The organism is Stutzerimonas sp. KH-1, assembly GCF_054483855.1.
Genome location: NZ_CM137011.1, coordinates 1,054,980 through 1,075,688 on the forward strand (window position 1 = coordinate 1,054,980; position 20,709 = coordinate 1,075,688).

General features: G+C 61.4%; 17 protein-coding genes and 2 tRNA genes. 15 read left to right on the plus strand and 4 right to left on the minus strand.

Going from position 1 to position 20,709, the window contains the following annotated elements:
* Positions 1 to 96 precede the first annotated feature (96 nt).
* The 9 genes from ACX1DW_RS05185 (at position 97) to ACX1DW_RS05225 (ending at position 10,909) form a co-directional block, all read left to right on the plus strand.
* Complete coding sequence (locus ACX1DW_RS05185) at positions 97 to 2,862, plus strand: FimV/HubP family polar landmark protein (RefSeq protein ID WP_458992933.1); 2,766 nt, start codon at positions 97 to 99, stop codon at positions 2,860 to 2,862.
* A 4-nt stretch (positions 2,863 to 2,866) separates the two neighbouring features.
* A complete protein-coding gene (gene truA, locus ACX1DW_RS05190; protein WP_133457293.1) occupies positions 2,867 to 3,727 on the plus strand; it encodes a tRNA pseudouridine(38-40) synthase TruA in 861 nt (286 codons plus the stop codon).
* A gap of 79 nt (positions 3,728 to 3,806) precedes the next feature.
* Positions 3,807 to 4,430 (plus strand): phosphoribosylanthranilate isomerase, encoded by a 624-nt coding sequence (locus ACX1DW_RS05195; RefSeq protein WP_063543530.1) that lies wholly within the window; start codon positions 3,807 to 3,809, stop codon positions 4,428 to 4,430.
* Between the two features lie 215 nt (positions 4,431 to 4,645).
* Entirely contained in the window at positions 4,646 to 5,539 is an 894-nt protein-coding gene (gene accD, locus ACX1DW_RS05200) for an acetyl-CoA carboxylase, carboxyltransferase subunit beta (RefSeq protein WP_063543687.1), read from the plus strand.
* Positions 5,536 to 6,840: a bifunctional tetrahydrofolate synthase/dihydrofolate synthase gene (gene folC / locus ACX1DW_RS05205; protein ID WP_458992934.1), complete on the plus strand. Its 1,305-nt coding sequence runs from the start codon at positions 5,536 to 5,538 to the stop codon at positions 6,838 to 6,840. The genes accD and folC overlap by 4 nt, the downstream gene beginning before the upstream one ends.
* Positions 6,824 to 7,438 (plus strand): SPOR domain-containing protein, encoded by a 615-nt coding sequence (locus tag ACX1DW_RS05210; protein WP_458993382.1) that lies wholly within the window; start codon positions 6,824 to 6,826, stop codon positions 7,436 to 7,438. The genes folC and ACX1DW_RS05210 overlap by 17 nt, the downstream gene beginning before the upstream one ends.
* A 97-nt stretch (positions 7,439 to 7,535) precedes the next feature.
* Positions 7,536 to 8,081, plus strand: a complete 546-nt coding sequence (locus tag ACX1DW_RS05215; protein ID WP_458992935.1) for a CvpA family protein — start codon at positions 7,536 to 7,538, stop codon at positions 8,079 to 8,081.
* Positions 8,082 to 8,149: 68 nt separating this feature from the next.
* On the plus strand, positions 8,150 to 9,655 hold the full coding sequence (gene purF, locus ACX1DW_RS05220; RefSeq protein WP_102841363.1) for an amidophosphoribosyltransferase: 1,506 nt from the start codon (positions 8,150 to 8,152) through the stop codon (positions 9,653 to 9,655).
* A gap of 42 nt (positions 9,656 to 9,697) precedes the next feature.
* Entirely contained in the window at positions 9,698 to 10,909 is a 1,212-nt protein-coding gene (locus ACX1DW_RS05225) for an O-succinylhomoserine sulfhydrylase (protein ID WP_458992936.1), read from the plus strand.
* A gap of 97 nt (positions 10,910 to 11,006) precedes the next feature.
* Here the strand turns inward: ACX1DW_RS05225 and gspD are convergent, their stop codons facing one another.
* Positions 11,007 to 12,947 carry a type II secretion system secretin GspD gene (gene gspD, locus ACX1DW_RS05230; RefSeq protein ID WP_458992937.1) on the minus strand — a complete coding sequence of 647 codons (1,941 nt, stop codon included), beginning with the start codon at positions 12,945 to 12,947 and terminating at the stop codon, positions 11,007 to 11,009.
* A gap of 3 nt (positions 12,948 to 12,950) precedes the next feature.
* Positions 12,951 to 13,586 carry a type II secretion system protein N gene (locus ACX1DW_RS05235; protein ID WP_458992938.1) on the minus strand — a complete coding sequence of 212 codons (636 nt, stop codon included), beginning with the start codon at positions 13,584 to 13,586 and terminating at the stop codon, positions 12,951 to 12,953.
* A gap of 254 nt (positions 13,587 to 13,840) precedes the next feature.
* On the opposite strand from ACX1DW_RS05235, the gene ACX1DW_RS05240 reads away from it, so the two are divergent.
* From ACX1DW_RS05240 to ACX1DW_RS05260, 5 genes are all read left to right on the plus strand, one after another.
* Positions 13,841 to 13,916, plus strand: a tRNA-Val gene (locus ACX1DW_RS05240).
* Positions 13,917 to 13,953: 37 nt separating this feature from the next.
* Positions 13,954 to 14,030: transfer RNA gene (locus tag ACX1DW_RS05245), tRNA-Asp, on the plus strand.
* Between the two features lie 625 nt (positions 14,031 to 14,655).
* Positions 14,656 to 15,198: a c-type cytochrome gene (locus ACX1DW_RS05250; RefSeq protein WP_458992939.1), complete on the plus strand. Its 543-nt coding sequence runs from the start codon at positions 14,656 to 14,658 to the stop codon at positions 15,196 to 15,198.
* 13 nt (positions 15,199 to 15,211) lie between these two features.
* On the plus strand, positions 15,212 to 15,667 hold the full coding sequence (locus ACX1DW_RS05255) for a DUF305 domain-containing protein (RefSeq protein WP_458993383.1): 456 nt from the start codon (positions 15,212 to 15,214) through the stop codon (positions 15,665 to 15,667).
* Complete coding sequence (locus ACX1DW_RS05260) at positions 15,667 to 16,212, plus strand: hypothetical protein (RefSeq protein ID WP_458992940.1); 546 nt, start codon at positions 15,667 to 15,669, stop codon at positions 16,210 to 16,212. Before ACX1DW_RS05255 ends, ACX1DW_RS05260 begins: the two co-directional genes overlap by 1 nt.
* Before the next feature lie 131 nt (positions 16,213 to 16,343).
* On the opposite strand, the gene ACX1DW_RS05265 is transcribed toward ACX1DW_RS05260, so the two are convergent.
* Both ACX1DW_RS05265 and fdhF read right to left on the minus strand, forming a co-directional pair.
* A complete protein-coding gene (locus ACX1DW_RS05265; RefSeq protein WP_102841357.1) occupies positions 16,344 to 16,826 on the minus strand; it encodes a DUF1641 domain-containing protein in 483 nt (160 codons plus the stop codon).
* The gene (fdhF, locus tag ACX1DW_RS05270) at positions 16,826 to 19,789 is read right to left on the minus strand and encodes a formate dehydrogenase subunit alpha (RefSeq protein ID WP_458992941.1); all 2,964 of its coding nucleotides are present in this window, start codon (positions 19,787 to 19,789) and stop codon (positions 16,826 to 16,828) included. Before fdhF ends, ACX1DW_RS05265 begins: the two co-directional genes overlap by 1 nt.
* Before the next feature lie 260 nt (positions 19,790 to 20,049).
* On the opposite strand from fdhF, the gene ACX1DW_RS05275 reads away from it, so the two are divergent.
* Positions 20,050 to 20,706 (plus strand): cytochrome c3 family protein, encoded by a 657-nt coding sequence (locus ACX1DW_RS05275; RefSeq protein WP_161612493.1) that lies wholly within the window; start codon positions 20,050 to 20,052, stop codon positions 20,704 to 20,706.
* Positions 20,707 to 20,709: the final 3 nt, after the last annotated feature.

Sequence of the window (20,709 nt, forward strand, 5' to 3'; positions counted from 1 at the left end):
CGGCTTATCGCTGATGGGGAGCCACCGCCAGGTGGCGCGGGCAGTGACATAAGACCCTCTCGTAGTACGAGAAAAAGATAAACAAGGGATTAAATAATGGTTCGGGTTCGCAATCTGGTGCTGGCAATCGCGGCTGCTACCGCGCTGACTACAGAAATGGCCCATGCGCTTGGGCTGGGAGAGGTCACGCTTCAGTCGTCATTGAATCAACCGCTGATCGCAGAGATCGAACTGCTCGATGCCAAGAACCTGGCTCCCGGCGAAGTCATACCAGTGCTTGCGTCCCTGGAGGATTTCAATCGAGCGGGTATTGATCGTCAGTACTTTCTGACGGACCTGAAATTCACCCCGGTACTGAGGCCAAACGGAAAGAGCGTCATTCAGGTTTCCTCCAGCAAGCCGGTGCGTGAGCCTTACCTGAATTTTCTCGTAGAAGTGTTGTGGCCAAACGGGCGCCTGCTTCGCGAGTACACCCTGCTTCTCGATCCGCCACTCTACTCGCCGGAAACGGCCGCAGCCGCGGCTCCCCAGCTGCCCATTTCCTCCGCCCCGGCCCGGGCCGCCGAGCCGCTGCGCGCGGCCCCGATTCGTCAGGCGGCTGCGCCTTCCGCGCCGGTATCCGTCGCGAATGCTGCGCAATCGGGTAATGAATATCGCACCTCTGCACGCGATACGCTTTGGGATATCGCCGAGCGTAGCCGGGGTGAGGGCACGGTCCATCAGACGATGCTGGCCATTCAGGACCTGAACCCGAATGCCTTTATCGACGGCAACATCAATCGAATGAAAAGCGGGCAGGTGCTGCGCCTTCCTGACGCGGGGCAGATATCCAGCCGCTCGCAGGCGGAGGCGATCAGCCAGGTTGCCGAGCAGAACGCCGCTTGGCGTCAGGGTCGAAGCGGCGCAGTGGCAGCTGCGCGCCAGCTGGATGCAACGCGTCGTACCGAGGCCGGCGCCACGCCGTCGCGTAGCGATTCTGGAGATAGCCTGCGCCTCGTCGCAGCCGATGCCGGCAAGTCGACCGAAGGGTCCGATACCGGGGCTGGCGATGGTGGCAAAGCATTGCGCGACAAGCTCGCGGTAACTCAGGAAAGCCTGGATTCCAGTCGCCGTGAAAACGATGAGCTGAAAGATCGCCTGAACGATCTGCAGGGGCAGTTGGAGAAGTTGCAGCGTCTGATGCAGCTGAAGGATGACCAGTTGGCCAAGCTCCAGGCGCAGTTGGGCGCAGAGGGGCAGGCCGCTGAGACGAGCGAGGCGGCTCCGACAGGCGCTGCGACCCCGTCGGCAGCGGTCGATGGCGGCACAGCACCCCTTGAGCAGAACGCTGCAAACGCCCCGCAAGATGACGCGCAGGCTGATGCCGGTGCGAGCGCTGCAGAGTCGACTCCGGCTGTGGCTCCATCTCCAGTTAAGCCCCAGGCCGCCAAGCCTGCCCCGCAGCCTGCCAAGCTCGCTGCACCTGCAGTCGAGCCGGAGCAGCGGGGGCTGATCGATGATCTGATGTCAAACACTCTGCTGCTCGGTGTGTTGGGCGGAAGCGCGCTGCTGTTGCTGCTGGTCGGCCTGATGGCTCTTTCGCGTCGAAATGCCATGCGGGAAGCCGAGTTGCAGGAAAGCCTTCTGGCGGAGAGCGCGGTAGATGATCTGCAGCTTGGCACGCCCGGGTTCGTCGACGTTGGTCAGGAGCGACCCCAGGAAACGGTCTTTCAACCCGTCAACACGCCGGCGCCTGCTGGCAACGAACTGACCCCCGCAACTGGTGATGCGCTAGCGGAGGCGGACATCTACATCGCCTATGGTCGCTTCAACCAGGCTGCAGAGCTTCTGCAGAATGCACTCAACGATGAGCCTCATCGCAGCGATCTCCGCCTGAAACTCATGGAAGTCTATGCGGAGCTGGGGAATCGCGAGGGTTTCGCCCGTGAAGAGGCCGAGTTGCGTGAGATCGGTGGCGCCAATGCGGAAGTCGAGCAGCTGAAGCACAAGTATCCGTCGATGGCCGCAGCCGTGGGCGGTGCTGCAGCGGGCATGGCCGCAGCGCAGGTGGACATGAACAGCCTCGATCTGAACGATTTCCAGCTTGATGAGCCGGCAGTTCCCGCTGCCAGCAAGAACCTGAATGATGAGTTCGATCTTAGCCTGGATGATCTGGATATCGATCTGAATGACGAGCGTCCGGCCTCCTTGCCTGCGGATGATTCGTTGAATTTTGACGATCTGATGTTGGACGAAGAGTTGGAGGTTAAGTCCACGGAGCAGCCTGCAATCAACGACTTCAGCCTGGGGCTGGAAGAGGACGAGCAGCCTTCGAAGACCGAGCAGGAGGAACTGACCGACTTCTCCTTCGGCACTGAAAGCGCTGCGGACAACTCGGTTGAAGAAGATGGTTTTTCGCTGAGTCTCGAAGACGAAACACCCGCCGGTACGCCGGTTGAATTCGATAGCGATGAGCTTGATTTCGAGCTGACTGAAGAAGCTGCTGCCGAGACCGAGACGCTGCCAGAAGGCTTCGATATTTCCCTGGAGGAGCCAGAGCAGGAGCAAGGCGCTCGATCGGACAACTTTGCAGCGCAGCTGGATGAAGTTGAGGCGGACATCGAAGATCTATCGAAGGATCTAGACGAGCCGACGCCGGTACCAGTAGCCGAGCAGGGCGATGTCCACCCCACCGCGGAGCTGGACGAGGATTTCGACTTCTTCTCCGATACCGACGAGACCACCACCAAGCTGGATCTTGCCAGGGCCTACATTGACATGGGGGATGCTGAAGGTGCCCGCGATATCCTCGATGAGGTGATGTCCGAGGGTAGCGATGTTCAGCAGCAGGAGGCGCGCGACATGCTCGCCAAACTCGCCTGATCCTATGAACCAAGCAGTACCCGAAGCGGCAGCCGAAATGGCTGCCGTCGGCGTTTCCAGAATCGCTCTCGGCGTTGAATACAAGGGGGCCCGATATCGCGGCTTCCAGCGCCAGCGTGCCGGTGTGCCGTCCATTCAAGAGTCACTCGAGACAGCGCTGACCAAGGTCGCGGGTGGCCACCGCGTCACGCTCAGCTGCGCGGGGCGTACGGATGCGCTGGTCCACGCCAGCGGTCAGGTAGTGCATTTCGATACACCCGTTTCGCGCACCATGCATGCATGGGTCATGGGCGCGAACATGAACCTGCCTCCGGACATAAGCGTTACCTGGGCAAAGGAGATGCCGCTGCATTTCGATGCGCGCTTCAGTGCCATGGCGCGTCGATACCGCTACGTGATCTACAACGATCAGATCCGTCCAGCGCATCTGGCAGAAGAAGTTACTTGGAATCACCGTCCGCTGGACATCGAGCGGATGCGTGCAGCTGCCGTTGCCCTGGTGGGGACGCACGACTTCAGTGCATTCCGCGCGAGGCAGTGCCAGGCCAAGTCGCCGATCAAGACAATTCATCATCTGGAGCTGCTCGAATACGGCCGGCTGATCGTCATCGATGTCAGGGCCAATGCATTTCTCCATCACATGGTGCGCAATTTTGCCGGTGTGCTCATGACCATCGGTGCCGGTGAGCGTCCGGTGGAGTGGGCGTCGCAAGTGCTTGAGTCGCGAGTTCGCCGCACCGGTGGGGTAACGGCACATCCATATGGTCTCTATCTGGTCGAAGTGGACTACCCGGACGAGTTCGAGCTACCGAAGCGCTATCTCGGGCCCCATTTTCTTTCCGGCCTGCCAGACGTTCGATGCTGACGAATGCCCGTGGCGATTCGCTTGCAGCTGACATGGCTTTTGTTACCATCCTTTTTTCCCGTTGACAGGTAGAGTTCCGTTGCCAATCGTTCGCAGCAAGATATGTGGCATCACCCGTATCGAGGACGCCCTGGCCGCTGCGGCGGCGGGCGCTGATGCCATCGGCCTGGTCTTTTATCCCAAGAGTCCACGGGCGGTCAGCCTGCAACGGGCGCGCGAGATCATCGCAGCCTTGCCTCCTTTTGTTACGACGGTCGGGCTGTTCGTCAATGCCAGTCGCTGCGAGATCAACGAGACGCTCGATGCGGTTCCACTGGATATGCTGCAGTTCCATGGGGACGAATCACCGGGCGCATGCGAAGGCTTTCACCGCCCGTGGTTCAAGGCGCTGCGAGTCGGTAACGGCGAGGATGTCGCTGCTCAGATTGCTCGCTACGGCAATGCTAGCGGCATCCTTCTGGATACCTTCGTGGCTGGCGTGCCGGGCGGAACGGGCGAGCGCTTCGACTGGTCACTTATCCCCCCTTCATTGCCCAAGCCGTTGATTCTTGCTGGAGGGCTGACCGTAGAGAATGTCCAGCAGGCAATAGCCCAGGTCCGGCCATATGCGGTGGACGTCAGTGGCGGTGTGGAGCAGGGCAAGGGCATCAAGGATGCGGCCAAGGTTGCAGCCTTTATCGAGCGTGTGCGGTCGACTATGTGACGCCTGGATGGTCGTGACCGTCCAGTAACGAGTCGCTGGTGAGCCCAGCGCACCGATTGGTGGTGATCTCTTCCGGCAGGAAGAGATCGAATATGGCGGTTGCGCTCATGCGCATCGCTTACGCGTCTGGCGAGCGTTTGCATGCTCCGGTCGCAACGATGAATCTACCTGTGGCGCGGGTGCGCGGCAGGAATGAAGCTTTGGAGAACAAGAGCATGAGCAACTGGCTGGTAGACAAGCTGATCCCTTCGATCATGCGCTCGGAGTCGCAGAAGAGTTCGGTGCCCGAAGGCCTCTGGCACAAATGCCCATCCTGCGAGGCGGTTCTGTATCGTCCCGAACTGGAAAAGACGCTTGATGTATGCCCCAAGTGCCAGCATCACATGCGCATTGATGCCCGTACTCGTCTGGACATCTTCCTCGATACCGAGGGGCGTGAAGAGATTGCCGCCGATCTCGAACCGGTCGACCGTCTCAAGTTTCGTGACAGCAAGAAGTACAAGGATCGCCTGACCGCCGCTCAGAAGCAGACTGGTGAAAAGGACGCCCTGGTCGCCATGAGTGGCAAAGTGGTCAATGTCCCTGTGGTTGCCTGCGCCTTCGAGTTCTCTTTCATGGGCGGCTCGATGGGTGCGATCGTCGGCGAGCGTTTCGTTCGTGCCGCCAACGTGGCGCTGGAAAAACGCTGCCCGCTGATCTGCTTCTCCGCATCCGGCGGCGCCCGGATGCAGGAGGCGCTGATCTCGCTGATGCAGATGGCCAAGACCTCTGCAGTCCTGGCTCGTATGCGCGAGGAAGGCCTGCCTTTCATCTCCGTCCTGACTGATCCGGTCTACGGCGGCGTTTCTGCCAGTCTGGCCATGCTGGGTGATGTGATCGTCGCAGAGCCGAAGGCCCTGATCGGCTTCGCTGGCCCGCGGGTAATCGAACAGACCGTGCGCGAAAAGCTGCCGGAAGGCTTCCAGCGTAGCGAGTTCCTGCTGGATCACGGCGCTATCGATCTGATCATTCCGCGTTCCGAGTTGCGTGCTCGTCTGTCGCGCCTGTTGGCGCAGATGCAAAAACTGCCGTCACCGAGCGAACCTGCCCAGGTAGCGGCTACTGCATGATCACCCGGAGCCTGGCCGACTGGCTCGCCTATCTTGAGCAACTGCATCCCACTGCCATCGACATGGGCCTCGACAGGGTTCGTGCGGTGGCAGCGCGGCTTGGTCTGACGCGGCCGGCTCCGCTGGTAATTACCGTTACCGGCACCAATGGCAAGGGCTCCACTTGTGCCTTCCTCGCGTCGCTGCTTCGCAGCGAGGGTCTCGAAGTCGGCGTTTACAGCTCACCGCATCTGCTGCGCTACAACGAGCGCGTACAGCTCGGAGGCGTGAATGCGAGCGATGAGCAGCTCTGCGAAGCCTTTGCCGCTGTGGATGGCGCCCGTGGCGACATATCGCTGACCTACTTCGAAGTCGGGACTCTGGCGGCATTCTGGCTCTTCGGGCGGGCAGGGCTGGACGCGGTGGTATTGGAAGTCGGCCTTGGTGGCCGACTGGACGCGGTCAACATCATCGATGCCGACCTGGCGGTGATTACCAATATTGGTCTCGATCATGCCGACTGGCTGGGCGATAGCCGTGAAAGCGTGGCGTACGAGAAAGCCGGGATTCTGCGCGAAGGTAAACCAGCGCTGTGTGGCGATCTTGAGGTTCCAACACCATTGCTTGAGCGCGCCAAAGCGCTGATGGCGCCGTTGTTCTTGCGCGGGCGTGATTTCGATCTGGCGATCGATGCTCGGACCTGGCATTGGCGCGGCGTGGATGCAGCGGGCAAGCCGCTAGAGTTACACGGGTTGCCGCAGCTGTCGTTACCCATGGAGAACGCGGCGCTTGCGCTACAGGCGTTTGCCTTGCTGGGGCTGTCCTGGGATGCCGAGCGCATTGCTGGTGCGCTGCAACGGACGCATGTGACCGGGCGCTTGGACCGGCGGTACGTCATGCAGAACAGCCAACGCATCTCGCTATTGCTGGACGTAGGACACAACCCACACGCTGCCGGCTTTCTCGCTCAGCGGCTCGGGCAGCGACCGATCACGGGGCAGCGGTTGGCTGTGTTCGGCCTTCTTGCAGACAAGGATCTGGCTGGCGTGCTCGATGCCCTGAGTCCGCAGATCGCACAATGGGCGGTCGCGCCGCTGCCTACCACCCGTTCGCGGCCAGCGGCACAGCTGGCTGCGGCACTGGTTGAGCGTGGTGCTTCGGTCAGTCAGTATGAGAGCATCGAACAGGCTCTCGTCGCGCAGTGCTGTAAGGCTGATTCTGCCGACGAAGTGCTGGTCTTCGGATCGTTCTTCTGTGTCGCTGCGGCGCTCGAATGGCTGGAACAACAGGCAGGGGAAAGTGGGCATGGCATTGCTGGATAAGGGATTGCTGCAACGCATGGTTGGCGCGTTGGTGCTGATCGCCATAGCGGTCATTTTCGTGCCGATGCTGTTCAATCGGCAGGACGACCTTCGCCATGTCACGGTCGATGCGCCCAGCATTCCTGCCGCACCGGTTGTCGCCGATATCGAAATGCAGCCGGTCGAGGTGCCAGAGGCGAAATCGGCCCCCGAGGGCTTTGAAATCATCGAGGAGGGGGGCGACGCGACTGCCGCCACGGCTGAAGACCTGGTGCCAGCTCCGGTCGAGCCGCTTGCTCCGGCTGATCCTGCTCCGGCTCCTGCGCCAGCGGCACCAGCGGAGCCGCAGAAGCCGGAGCCGCGGCTGGACAACAATAACCTGCCGGTCAGCTGGTCGATTCAGCTGGCAAGCCTATCCAATCGCGCGAGTGCGGAAAGCCTGCAGCAGACGTTGCGTTCGCAAGGCTACAACGCCTATATCCGCACCGCTGACGGGATGAATCGCGTCTTCGTCGGGCCGCTGGTTGAGCGCAGCGAGGCGAACCGCCTTCGCGATGTGCTGCAGCGTCAGCAGAAACTCGATGGCTTCGTGGTGCGCTTCAAGCCCGAAGAGGGTTGACCTGTAGGGCCGCCTGTCGCCGTTTGATCGGTGTCGCGATCAGCACACCAGCGTTGACGCAACCAGTGCGTACCCGTGGCGCCTGCGCTCTGCTAAAATGCGCGGCCTTTCCCCCTTTGTAGAAGACATCGTGGCATTCACCTGGGTCGATTGGACCATCATTGCCGTCATCGCTGTTTCCAGTCTGATCAGTCTCAAGCGTGGTTTCGTCAAGGAAGCGCTATCGCTGGTCACCTGGATCATTGCCGGCGTGATCGCCTGGATGTTCGGCGGCGCCTTGTCTCACCATCTGGCCGAGTTCATCAGCACGCCCTCGGTGCAGGTTATCGCAGCGTGTGCCCTGTTGTTCGTGGCGACCCTGCTGGTGGGCGCGCTGGTGAATTTCCTGATCGGCGAGCTGATCAGGGTGACGGGGCTGTCAGGGACCGATCGTTTTCTCGGAATGGTATTTGGCGCCGCGCGAGGTGGTCTGTTGGTGGTGGTGCTAGCAGGGCTGCTCAGCCTGGCGCCGGTCCAGCAGGATGCCTGGTGGCGCGAATCGGCATTGCTGCCGCATTTTCTACTGATCGCCGATTGGTCGAAGAACCTGATTCTCGGGTTCAGCGGCCAGTGGGTCGCCGGTTCGCTCAACCCGGCCGGTTGAGTATTTTTCCCGGATGCTCGGTCTGCCTGCGCATTCGGCCAGCTTGTAATAACTGAGGGGTTCCTTGCATGTGTGGCATTGTCGGCATCGTCGGTAAGTCGAACGTCAATCAGGCGCTGTATGACGCGCTTACCGTACTGCAGCACCGCGGCCAGGATGCAGCCGGTATCGTGACCAGCCACGACGGTCGCCTGTTTCTGCGCAAGGACAACGGCCTGGTGCGCGATGTATTCCAGCAGCGCCACATGCAGCGCCTGGTTGGCAACATGGGCATCGGCCATATCCGTTACCCCACAGCCGGCAGCTCCAGTTCGGCCGAAGCCCAGCCGTTCTATGTAAACTCGCCGTACGGCATCACCCTGGCGCACAACGGCAACCTCACCAATGTCGACCAGCTGACCAAGGAGATCTACGAGTCGGATCTGCGCCACGTGAACACCAGCTCAGATTCCGAGGTGCTGCTCAACGTGTTCGCCCACGAACTGGCCGTGCGCGGCAAGCTGCAGCCGACCGAAGAAGACGTCTTCGCCGCCGTTAGCAAGGTTCACGAGCGCTGCCGCGGTGGTTACGCGGTGGTGGCGATGGTGACCGGTTATGGCATCGTCGGTTTCCGCGACCCGAATGCGATTCGCCCAATCGTTTTCGGCCAGCGCCACACCGACGAAGGCGTCGAGTACATGATCGCTTCGGAAAGCGTGTCACTCGATGTGCTCGGCTTCACCCTGATTCGCGACCTGGCGCCGGGTGAGGCGGTGTACATCACCACTGACGGCAAGCTGTTCACCCGCCAGTGCGCGGACGCGCCGAAGCTCGCGCCATGCATCTTCGAGTACGTCTATCTGGCGCGTTCCGACTCCCTGATGGACGGCGTTTCGGTGTACAAGGCGCGTCTGCGCATGGGCGAGAAGCTCGCCGACAAGATCCTGCGCGAGCGTCCCGATCACGACATCGATGTGGTCATTCCGATTCCGGACACCAGCCGCACCGCGGCGCTGGAGCTGGCCAACCGGCTCGGCGTGAAATTCCGCGAAGGATTCGTCAAGAACCGCTACATCGGCCGTACTTTCATCATGCCCGGCCAGGCTGCACGCAAGAAGTCGGTGCGCCAGAAGCTTAATGCCATCGATCTGGAGTTTCGTGGCAAGAACGTCATGCTGGTGGACGATTCCATCGTGCGTGGGACCACCTGCAAGCAGATCATCCAGATGGCCCGCGAAGCCGGGGCGAAGAATGTCTACTTCTGCTCGGCGGCGCCGGCGGTGCGCTACCCCAACGTCTACGGCATCGACATGCCCAGTGCCCACGAGCTGATCGCGCACAACCGCACCACCGAGGAAGTGGCCGAACTGATCGGTGCCGACTGGCTGGTCTACCAGGATCTGGAGGATCTGATCGATGCGGTAGGCGGCGGCAAGGTCAAGATCGAGAACTTCGATTGCGCAGTGTTCGACGGCAACTACATCACAGGCGATATCGACGAGGCCTACCTGCAGAAGATCGAGCAGGCACGCAACGATCTGAGCAAGGCCAAGACCAATGCGGTCAGCGCGATCATCGATCTGTACAACAATTGATCCATGCCGGTGCGGCAAAGCTGCGCCGGCTGAGGCAAGACTATGACCATTGAATGGGAAGCCGGACGGCTCGATAGCGATCTCGAAGGGGTCGGACTCGATACTCTCGCAGTGCGCGCTGGCCAGCGCCGCACGCCGGAGGCCGAGCATGGTGAGCCGTTGTTCTTCACCTCCAGTTACGTGTTTCGCAGCGCCGCCGACGCGGCTGCTCGCTTCGCCGGCGATGTGCCGGGCAACGTCTACTCGCGCTACACCAATCCGACCGTACGGGCATTCGAGGAGCGTATCGCCGCGCTGGAGGGCGCCGAGCAGGCCGTCGCCACCGCTTCCGGGATGGCAGCGATCCTCGCCACCGTGATGAGCCTATGTTCGGCTAGTGACCATGTACTGGTTTCGCGCAGCGTGTTCGGCGCCACCGTCTCGCTGTTCGAGAAGTACTTCAAGCGCTTCGGTGTACAGGTCGATTACGTGCCGCTCACCGATTTCGCTGCATGGGAATCCGCCTTCAAGGAAAACACCAGGCTGGTGTTCGTAGAATCGCCATCCAATCCGCTGGCTGAGCTGGTGGATATCGCTGCGTTGGCGGAACTCTGCCATGACAAGGGCGCCATGTTGGCAGTGGATAATTGCTTCTGCACGCCGGTGCTGCAGCAGCCGCTGAAACTGGGGGCCGATATCGTCATCCACTCGGCGACCAAGTACATCGACGGCCAGGGCCGCTGCCTTGGCGGTGTGGTTGCGGGGCGCAGCGAGCAGATGAAGGAAATCGTCGGCTTTCTGCGCACGGCCGGGCCGACGCTCAGCCCGTTCAATGCCTGGGTGTTTCTCAAGGGCCTGGAAACCCTACGCCTGCGCATGCAGGCCCATTGTGCCAGCGCTCAGATACTGGCCGAATGGCTGGAACAGCAGCCGGGCGTCGAGCGGGTGTTCTACGCTGGCCTGCCGAGCCATCCACAGCACGAGCTGGCCAAGCGCCAGCAGAAGGGCTTCGGCGCGGTGCTGAGTTTCGAAGTGACCGGAGGCAAGGCGGGCGCCTGGCGATTCATCGACGCCACCCGGCTGATCTCGATCACTGCCAACCTGGGCGACAGCAAGACCACCATCACCCATCCCGGCTCGACCACCCATGGTCGCCTGTCGGCCGAGGATCGCGCGACCGCGGGCATCAGTGACAGCCTGATCCGCGTTGCGGTGGGGCTGGAGGACGTGGACGATCTCAAGGCCGACCTGGCCCGCGGGTTGGCTGCACTCTGAGCCACCGCACCATCCCATGGCGGCGCCGTTCGACTGCCGCTGTGGGGTTGGTTGCCTCATCCCCTGCTGAACACGCAACGCCGCCAGGTGCCGTCGTTTACTGACGTAGATCGATGGCCGGTGCGGGCTCGCCTCGGCCATCGAACAGCTGCGTAGGATTGGCCGGAAGGATGGTCGGACTGGCCGAATCGGTCTCGATCACCCGGATATCGCTGTACTTCTTCCCGGACAGCGCGGCGAGCCCGGCGCGATCGCGTATCACCGTCGGCCGCAGGAAGACCATCAGGTTGCGTTTGACGTGAGTCTCCTGCGTGGAGCGGAATAGCGCGCCGAGGAGGGGGATATCACCGAGCAGCGGTACCTTGGCGTTGGTGCGTGTCACGTCGTCCTGGATCAGGCCCCCAAGGACGATAACCTGGCCATCCTCGGCGAGGATGGTGCTCTTGATCGAGCGCTTGTTGGTCACCAGATCGACGGCCTGTGCCGTCAAACTAGCACTCGGGGCGATGGACGATATTTCCTGCTCGATCTGCAGGCGCAGGGTGGCCCCCTCGTTGATGTGCGGTGTGACCTTGAGCGTCACACCGATGTCCTGGCGCTCGATGGTGGTGAACGGGTTGTTCGCTCCAGCCGAGTCGGTGGTGTAGGAGCCGGTCTGGAATGGCACGTTCTGGCCGACCAGGATCTCCGCTTCCTGGTTGTCGAGGGTCAGCAGGCTGGGTGTCGACAGCAGATTGCTCTTGCTGTTGGAGGACAGTGCGGTGATCAGGGCACCAAAACTGCGCGTACCGACGCCGATGATCGCGCCGTCTGGCAGCTCGCTGGGGATTTCGTTCTCATTGATCGCATTCAATACGCTTCCGACCGAAATGCCGGTGTTGCCGAAGCTTACGCCGCCGGCGCCGCCAGTACTGCCGCGGGCGTCAATGGCCCACTGCACGCCGAGCGCATCGGTGATGTCGCCCGAGACTTCGACGATGGCCGCCTCGACCATGACTTGCGCGCGCGGAACGTCCAGCTGCCTGACGATGCTTTCCAGTGTACCGATCAGCTCGGGATCGGCCAGCAGTACCAGCGCATTCAGGCTTTCGTCGGCACGAATCAGGATGTTCTGCGACCGCCCGGTGCCGCCGCCAGCCTCGCCAGTGTCCGGGTTCTGCAGGCCTTCGGAGATGTCGCCAAGTGTTTCGGCAAGGGATTTCGCATCGTTGTGGCGCAAGCGGATGACGCGAGTATTGGCCGAACGGGTGGCTGGCGTGTCGAGTGACTGAGCCAGTGCGGCGAGTTTGCCCCGTGCCTCGCGTGGGCCGATGAAGATCAGTCGATTGGTGCGCGAATCGGCAATGATCTGCACGCCCGGTGCACTTTTCGCTTCGCCACGGATCATCGCATTACGTAGGACTTCGGCAATATCGACCGCCCAGCCATGGCGCAGGTTGAGCACGCTGTAGTCGTTGCTTTCGGCCTGGTCGAGCTGGTCCACCAGATCCTGTATGCGCGCGATATTGGCGCTGCGATCGCTGATGATCAGCGCGTTGGCCGATGAAACGGCTGCGAGATGGCCGTACTGCGGAACCAGTGGGCGGATCAGGGGAATCAGCTCGGCGGCGGAGGTGTGTTGCACCTGGATTACCCGGGTCTCCAACTGGTCGCCGCCGGTCGGCCCACCGCCGGCTTCCGCCTTGGCTTCGGCGTTCGGTATGACCCGCGCGACATCACCTTGAGTCAGTACGCTGAATCCATGCGTCGCCATTACCGAAAGGAACAGCTGATAGACCTCGCTCAGCGACAGGGTCGCATTGGATACCACGCTGACCTGGCCCTTCACTCGCGGATCGACGATGAACGTCTGGCCACTGAGCTGGCTGATCTGATCAATGAACGCGCGGATGTCGGCGTCCTTGAGGTTGATGGTCCAGCCGTCTTGCTGATTCGGACTCGGTTCGATACCCGGTTCGGCTGCGATCAAGGGCAGCGGGGCGGCCAGCAGGCCGGTGGCTAGCAGGGCAAGCAGTGAGCGCGAGAAAGGCTTCGGCATCGGTCAATCGTCTTCCATGGGCTGGTCGTTGGAGGGTGCGGCGTCAGGCTGGATGACGGCTTCTTCCAGCTGCTGGCGCAGGGCGTCCATCTGTTGCTGCATCAGCTGCGACTCGTCCGTCGCGAGTTCGCCATTGGCTGTTTCTTCCTGATAGGTTGGCTCATTCGGAACGTAGGCAGGCGATCGAGTTTCGGGAAAATGCAGCACCTCTACGGTACCGTTGCGCAGCAATTCCACATGGTTGGGATAGACCTTATGCAGGGTCACGCCATCCTGCAGGTCCTGTCCCTGCCAGTACAGCTTCGGTGGCTGCCCATCGACCTGGACGATGGCGCTCGATCGCTCTGGCTCGATGTGCACGAAGCTGCCACGCAGGGTGAAACCGCTGGCGGCTGCCGAAGGCGCATAGGCGTCGGAGGGAGCGGCCGAGCCGAACAGGATCTCCAGCCGCTGCATGTCTGGTCCGCTCGCGCCGCCGACGTTCTGCTCATAGATATCTGCCGGCGCTGGCGCACGGCTCAGATCCAGCCACTGCTCGAGCCGGGTGGCCAGGTAAACGGCGTAGATACAAAGGAGCACGATGCTGGCAAGCAGTGGGACGTGTTGACGGTAATTGCGCAGTTTTCCCGGCAATGGCAAGCGAAATACTCCGTGGCGCTCTTGTTGTAGGTTCCCTGGGCGCGGGGCTGTTGTCAGGCGTTACAGCATTTCTAGATCACTTTTGACGATACCGCAGCCGAAATTTCAGACAGTCCGGGTGAGCGGATGGTGCCCGAACAAAGTTACAAAGCGATGCGGCAGTCTCAGTTGACCACGCTTTGGTAAAAAAAATTCAATGCTGCTGTTGACTTAGCTTAGGGGGGTGAGTAAATTGCGCGCCTCGCAAGGCGATCGGCTGATTAGCTCAGCTGGGAGAGCACCTGCATCACACGCAGGGGGTCGGCGGTTCGATCCCGTCATCAGCCACCAACCTTTGTGAGATTTCGGACGAAAGTCCGGCCGACGCGCAGCGGTAGTTCAGTCGGTTAGAATACCGGCCTGTCACGCCGGGGGTCGCGGGTTCGAGTCCCGTCCGCTGCGCCATATTACTCAGTTCACTTCCTTTGGACGTGATGAGACAAAAAAAGCTGCCCTAGGGCAGCTTTTTTTGTGTCCGCCGTTTGGCCCTTGCGTAATTCTTGCGGCAGATCTCTTTTATCGGCAGTGCTAGCATCGGCGGCGTATGGCCATCAGGGCCAGCGTGTAACCATCGTTGCGCTCGAAGTGGCTGGCCGCGGCAACCAAAAAGATCCAACTCAGCTACCGAGCACTCTATCGATGCCGCTGCCGCTGTCTGCGGACTCCACAAAATCGGTTTGAGCAGCGCTCAGTTCGATGAATGGTGCGTCTCTCGTCAACAGCACGCCCATGATCCAGTCCGTCCGTCTTGGCTCTGAAAGATCGCGGTCTCACCGGTTATAGCGTACGGCTAATGGCGCCGCCGGGTCTCGCTCGATCAGACAATACAGCCCTGCAGCGATCAGTCTGCACATAATTCAAGAATATAGATAGTCGACTAACTAGAAGATCGGTTAGAGCTGACCAATAGCGTTTAGCCTCACCTGCCTAGATTACTTTTTTGTAAGGTAACTATTTGTTGGCAACTATGCGCCGTGTTGTTTTGTCTATGCCTCAGGCGCCGCTGATTAACCTAGAGGCATAATTACTTATGCATAAACCTCAGAGCTCGTTGCTAAAAGGCTTAGTGGTTGGGCTTGTATTGGCCGCTTTGTTTGTTTTGTCGCTGGTATTGCTAGTTGCATATACCGGCGCATACAACGTGGCCGCTTCTCAGAATCACTCACCCTTTGTTCGCTGGGTATTGACCACCACCATGGAGAACTCAGTGGCAGCCAGAGCGGAGGACCTGGACGTGCCGGAACTCTCCGAGCAGCAGATCGCCGCCGGTGCAGAGCATTACAAGGCGATGTGTCAGCACTGCCATGCAGGCCCAGGCGTGGAACGAGCCGAGTGGGCTCGAGGCCTTTTACCGCAACCACCGCATCTCGTCGAGGAGGCCGCACATTGGCAGCCGAACGAGGTGTTCTGGCTGATCAAGCATGGCGTGCGTATGTCGGCGATGCCGGCTTTCGGCGAAACGCATGACGATAAAGAGCTCTGGAATATCGCCGCTTTCGTGAAACAGCTGCCTGGCATGTCTGCCAGCGAATATGCCGCGCTAGGTCAGCAATCAGGTACGCACGGGAACTGAAAGGAAAACGATGATGCAGATGTCTTATTGGCGCTTCGCCGCCATGATCGCAACTTCTACAGTCGTCATGTTCGGCTTGATGTATTTGAATACTTACGCATTCGAACATGTATTTTGGAGCGAGACCCGCGCCTGGATGGCACTGTTGATGGGTGCTGTCATGGCCGTCATCATGCTGAGTTTCATGCTGAGCATGTATCAGAAAAAGCGGATCAATATCGCTATATATATCGGCAGCGTCGTTGTATTTGCCCTGGCGCTCTGGTTGGTCCGTAGCCAGGCTACCGTTGGTGATGCCGAATATATGAAAGCCATGATCCCCCACCATTCGATTGCAATCATGACCAGCGAGCGCGCGCAAATTACTGACCCGCGGGTTCGCAAACTGGCCGATGAGATCATTGCGGCTCAGCGTCGTGAAATATCGGAAATGAAGTATCTGATCAACGAACTTGAGAGGGTCGACTGATGCGTCTTCATCTGCACCGGAGCGGCCAGGGTTCGCTCGCTTGTAAATTGCTTGTACCTCTCGCGGTTCTGTCGCTGGCCGCCTGTGGCGATCCCGCGCCTGGAGAGGGTGTTGAAAAGCCGCTGATGAGCGACCCGTCACCGAAGATGGTCGGTGCGCGTGAAGCGGTGGGCACGCCCGACATCCCAACCATCGATCCGCAGACGCTTGACGCTGCCGAAATCGAGAAGGTGCTGGGTGTAGGCCCGCGGTGTGCTTTCGCCTACACAGCGGAAAGCAAGTCCGTGGCTGTTTTTCAGGTGACTGGCGATAACGCCGGCCAAGGGGTGGTGAAGATCCATGGCCGATTGGTAAAGCTTGCGGGGCATGAGGCTGAAGTCGGTGGTTTCACACTGAGTGGTGACGGTATGTCGGTCAGAATCGAGCCAGCGGGCGAAGGGGGCGATTCAAGGCCGGCCGAACAGCGTGAGGCCGACATGCTATTCGAGCTGGAGCAGGGCCTGCACGTCGGTTATCGTGGCTGGTATCGCTGTACCAGCCCCTGACCGATGCCAGCCCGCGATCGGTACCAATGCCAGCCAGCCATACCTGCAACGAGCAGCAGGCGTTCACCAAGCACCGGCTGCTCGCTTGTGTTCGAGCGGTAATGGCCAGTAACGGCCATAGCCGCTTCGCCTCATTGCTCGGTCTGCTTGCCACTGAACCTGGTGATCGGTTTTTCCGCGTCCTTGTCCAGACCGCCCGCGAAGCTCTTGAGCCCCTCGATGATGGGCATCAGCGCCGCCCACAGTTCATCGTCGTGGAGCATCTTGTAGGCGCCGGTAACGCCTGGCGCCTCGTCGTGCTTGCCGTCGGGTTTGTAATGCCCGACGGCATGGAAGGCCTCTTGGAAGGCAAACACCACTTTGCAGAATTGCGCGGGCTCGATGCGCGACAGCGCCATGCCGAGGATCGACAGGTTCTGCACGGCATTGAGCGAGCCTTCTTTGCTCATCCCATCGACCAGTACCTTGAGCACGCGGTCATGCGAGCCCGCCAGGTCGTTGGCAAAGCGCAGCACGCCACGCTGGTGCAGGGTTTCGAGCAGGGTATCGAGTTCCTCGCGCGCGCTGGGGCCGATCGGCGTCGGCTTGACGTCGTAGTTGATTCGCTGGGCCATCAGAATCTCTCCGGATGCGGGGCTTGGGCGGGCGGGGCGATGTAGTCGTCGCGGTACCACTTCACCTCGACGGGCACTCCTTCGTTGGGGGTGCGCTTGGCGTGGCGGAAGCTGTTGGACGGCAATGGCGGTTCGCCTTTTTCGGCCAGCACTTCCAGCTTCACCGCGGTTTCCTTGTAGGCCGGCGTGTTCACGTCGGGATCGTGGTGCTCGCCGGTCAACAGGTTGAGGCCAGGCTTTCCTTGGTGGATGGGCATGAACAGCGTCTTGCCGGCGACTCGCTCGGTCACTGTGGCACGCACCTCCACCGAGCCGCGGCGGGAGCTGATCTTCAGCCAGGTGCCGTCCTCGATGCCGCGCTCGGCGGCCAGTTCCGGGCTGACCTCGACGAACCAGTTCGGCGCCTGCGACCAGATGCGTGGGCCGCGCCCGGTCTGGTTGGTGGCCTGGAACTGCTCGAGCATGCGGCCGTTGTCGAGCATGATGTCGTACTCGTCGTCGGCGGCTTCGGCCGGCTCCTTCCATTCCAGCGGAAACAGCACGGCCTTGCCGTCGTCGGTGTGGAAGCGCTCGGTGTAGAGCAGCGGTGTGGTGCTGCCGTCGCTCTGCATGGGCCAGAACAGCGATTGCCAGCCTTCGAGCCGCTCGTAGCTGATGCCCTGGAACATGGTCGCGATGCCGGCCGCTTCGTCCATGATCTGGCTCGGGTGGCTATAGCCCCAGTCATGCCCCATGCGTTTGGCCAGATCGGTAAAGATCTGCCAGTCCGGGCGGCTGTTCCCCAGCGGCGGCAGCACCTGGTAGAAGCGCTGGATGCGCCGCTCGGTGTTGGTGAAGGTGCCGTCCTTCTCCACCGAGGGGCAGGCCGGCAGCACCACGTCGGCGAACTCGGCGGTGCGGCTCATGAAGATGTCCTGCACCACCATGAACTCGAGGTGTTCGAAGCCACTGTGGACGTTCTTGCTATCGGCGTCCGAGAAGGCGGTTTCCTCGCCGATGATGTACATCGCCTTCACCTCGCCTTCGTCGGCCTTCTGCACCATGGTGAAGTTGTCGTTGCCTTTCTCCAGCGGCAGGTGATCCTTTGGCACGCCCCAGGCCGCGGCCCACTTGTCGCGGTTTTTCTCCTCGGTGACCTTCTCGTAGCCGGGGTACATGTTCTTCAGGCAGCCGAAGTCGCTGGCACCCTGCACGTTGTTGTGGCCGCGCATCGGGTAGCCGCCGGTGCCGGGGCGGCCGTAGTTGCCGGTGACCAGGAGCAGGTTCGACAGCGCCGTGCTGGTATCCGAGCCGTGGCTGTGCTGGGTGATGCCCATGGCCCAGAGCAGGCAGACCGAGTCGGCCTGGCCGATCAGCTCGGCGGCCTCGATCAACTTGTCCTTGGCGATGCCGGTGACCTCGGCAGCGAACTCCATGGTGAAGGGCTCGAGCGACTTCCGGTATTCCTCGACCTGATTGACCCGCGCGCGCAGAAATTCCTCGTCTGCATAGCCGTGGTCGAACATGTAGCGCGACAGCGCCGAGGCCCAGACCAGGTCGGTGCTCGAGTTGGGCCGCAGGTGCAGGTCGGCACGCTCGGCCATCTCGTGGCGGCGTGGGTCGAACACCACCAGCTTCTGCCCACGGTGCTTCTTCTGCGCCTTCAGTTTGGAGGCGATCACCGGGTGGTTCTCGGACAGATTGCTGCCGACGATGACGATCAGGTCGGCCTTTTCCATGTCCTCGATGGTGCCCGAATCGCCGCCATAGCCGACGGTGCGGAACAGGCCCTTGGTCGCCGGGTTCTGGCAGTAGCGCGATGAGTTGTCGACGCTGTGGGTGCCGATGATCGCGCGGGCGATCTTCTGTGTCAGATAGGCCTCTTCGTTGCTCGCCTTGCTCGAGCCGATGAAGCCGATGGCGTCCGGCCCGTGGGTGTCGCGGATCTGCAGCAGGCGATGGGCGACCAGGTCCAGCGCCTCATCCCAGCTCGCTTCGCGGAACTGGCCGTTCTCGCGGATCAGCGGCGTGGTCAGGCGTTTCGGGTCGTTGACGAAGTCCCAGGCGAACTTGCCCTTGATGCAGGTAGAAATGCCGTTGGCCGGGGCGTCGACCACCGGCTGCACCTTGAGGATGTGCCGGTCGCGTGTCCACATCTCGAACGAGCAGCCCACGCCGCAGTAGGTGCACACGGTCTTGGTGCGCTTGATTTCCGGCTGGCGCCAGTGCATGTCCATCTTCGAGAGGGCCGTGATCGGCCGCGCGCCGATGGTCTCCTCGAGCGTCTTGACCATGTCGATCATCGGCCGCTTGACGTCCTGCGGCAGCGCAGTGAAGGGGCCGGCGTCCGGCTGCATGGTCTTTTCCAGCAGCGCGTTGCACGGGCATACGGTGACGCAGTGGCCGCAGCTGACGCAGCTCGACTGGTCGATCGGCTTGCCGCCGTCCCACAGCACGCGGGGGTGCTCCATGGTGAAGTCGATCGACAAGGTCTCGTTGACCTCGACGTTCTGGCAGGCCTCGACGCAGCGCCCGCAGAGAATGCACTGGTCCGGATCGTAGGTGTAGAAGGGGTTGGAGTGGTCCTTCTCGTACGGCTTGCGCTTGAATTCGTAGCGCTGGATCGGCGGATTGATCTGCGCGTAGGTGTTGTGCAGCGTGCAGTCGCCGGTGTTGTGCTCGCACAGCGTGCAGTACAGCTCGTGCTTGGCCACCAGCCGGTCCATGCCTTCCTCGCGTGCGGCCTTCGCCTCGGCGATCTCGCTGGTCACCTGCAGGCCGTCGCGTGCCTTGAGCGTGCAGCCGCGCACCAGTTCGCCGTCGACCTGGACCCAGCACACGTCGCAGGTTTGTGGTGAGCCGAGCGCCCTGTGGTAGCAGACGTGCGGCAGGTCGATGCCATGCTTGGCGAGAAAGTCGATCAGCGGAGTGTCGGCCTTACCGACCAGGGCTTTGCCGTCGTAATGGATCGTGCAGTCGCTCATCAGGCCTCCGTCTTGTCGCGGTGGTAGGGCGGGCCGGCGTTCCCTGGCCTGTTGCCGGCACGGTCCGGCGCTTCCTGTCGGCGCTCATTCCGCCGTGGGTGCGGCGGTCGAGGCTAGTTGTTGTCCATAGCTGACTGACCGGCCTCTGGAAACGTTCCCGCCGATTGTATGGATTTGGCCGTGGCGTTGAACTCATGCCGTGCGCACGGGCCAGAAACAGACGGATACAAAAACCAAACGACCCGGATCCCGTTCGTCTGATGGCCCAGCTCTTCCCGCGTTCTGCCGACATGTGGCTGCGCCTGGTCCTGCTCCTGTTGTTCCTGGGGCTGGTCGGGGTTTTCGTCGCGTTCGTCATAGTGTCGCATTCGTCCTATGTCACCGGCGTGGGGCTGACGGTGGATCAGCCTGTGCCCTTCAGCCACGAACACCACGCCGGCGCGCTACAGATCGATTGCCGCTACTGCCACGACAATGTCGAGACGAGCGCCGTGGCCGGCCTGCCACCAACGCACACCTGCATGAGCTGTCATTCGCAGTTGTGGACCGGCGCCGAGATGCTCGCGCCGGTGCGCCAGAGCCTCGCGCAGGGCGAGCCGCTGCACTGGAACCGGGTCAACGAGCTGCCGGACTACGTGTTCTTCCACCACGGTGTGCACGTGAACGCCGGCGTCGGCTGCGCCGAATGCCATGGGCAGGTCGACAGCATGCCGCTGATGCGCAAGGCCGAGCCGTTCAGCATGAGCTGGTGCTTGGACTGTCATCAGGATCCGGCGCCGCGGCTACGACCGCGCGCCGCAGTGACCGACATGAGCTGGCACTACGCCGGTAACCGGCGCGCCCTCGGTGAGGCGCTGATGCGCAAGCGACGCATCGCCGAGGGCGACCTGACCCACTGCTACACCTGCCACCGGTAAGCC

Excerpts from the sequence above, each read along its gene's own strand:
- ACX1DW_RS05185 (WP_458992933.1), top strand. The coding sequence starts at position 97 with ATGGTTCGGGTTCGCAATCTGGTGCTGGCAATCGCGGCTGCTACCGCG.
- truA (WP_133457293.1), top strand. The coding sequence starts at position 2,867 with ATGAACCAAGCAGTACCCGAAGCGGCAGCCGAAATGGCTGCCGTCGGC.
- accD (WP_063543687.1), top strand. The coding sequence starts at position 4,646 with ATGAGCAACTGGCTGGTAGACAAGCTGATCCCTTCGATCATGCGCTCG.
- folC (WP_458992934.1), top strand. The coding sequence starts at position 5,536 with ATGATCACCCGGAGCCTGGCCGACTGGCTCGCCTATCTTGAGCAACTG.
- ACX1DW_RS05210 (WP_458993382.1), top strand. The coding sequence starts at position 6,824 with ATGGCATTGCTGGATAAGGGATTGCTGCAACGCATGGTTGGCGCGTTG.
- ACX1DW_RS05215 (WP_458992935.1), top strand. The coding sequence starts at position 7,536 with ATGCGCGGCCTTTCCCCCTTTGTAGAAGACATCGTGGCATTCACCTGG.
- purF (WP_102841363.1), top strand. The coding sequence starts at position 8,150 with ATGTGTGGCATTGTCGGCATCGTCGGTAAGTCGAACGTCAATCAGGCG.
- ACX1DW_RS05225 (WP_458992936.1), top strand. The coding sequence starts at position 9,698 with ATGACCATTGAATGGGAAGCCGGACGGCTCGATAGCGATCTCGAAGGG.
- gspD (WP_458992937.1), bottom strand. The coding sequence starts at position 12,947 with ATGCCGAAGCCTTTCTCGCGCTCACTGCTTGCCCTGCTAGCCACCGGC.
- ACX1DW_RS05250 (WP_458992939.1), top strand. The coding sequence starts at position 14,656 with ATGCATAAACCTCAGAGCTCGTTGCTAAAAGGCTTAGTGGTTGGGCTT.
- ACX1DW_RS05255 (WP_458993383.1), top strand. The coding sequence starts at position 15,212 with ATGCAGATGTCTTATTGGCGCTTCGCCGCCATGATCGCAACTTCTACA.
- ACX1DW_RS05260 (WP_458992940.1), top strand. The coding sequence starts at position 15,667 with ATGCGTCTTCATCTGCACCGGAGCGGCCAGGGTTCGCTCGCTTGTAAA.
- ACX1DW_RS05265 (WP_102841357.1), bottom strand. The coding sequence starts at position 16,826 with ATGGCCCAGCGAATCAACTACGACGTCAAGCCGACGCCGATCGGCCCC.
- fdhF (WP_458992941.1), bottom strand. The coding sequence starts at position 19,789 with ATGAGCGACTGCACGATCCATTACGACGGCAAAGCCCTGGTCGGTAAG.
- ACX1DW_RS05275 (WP_161612493.1), top strand. The coding sequence starts at position 20,050 with ATGGCCCAGCTCTTCCCGCGTTCTGCCGACATGTGGCTGCGCCTGGTC.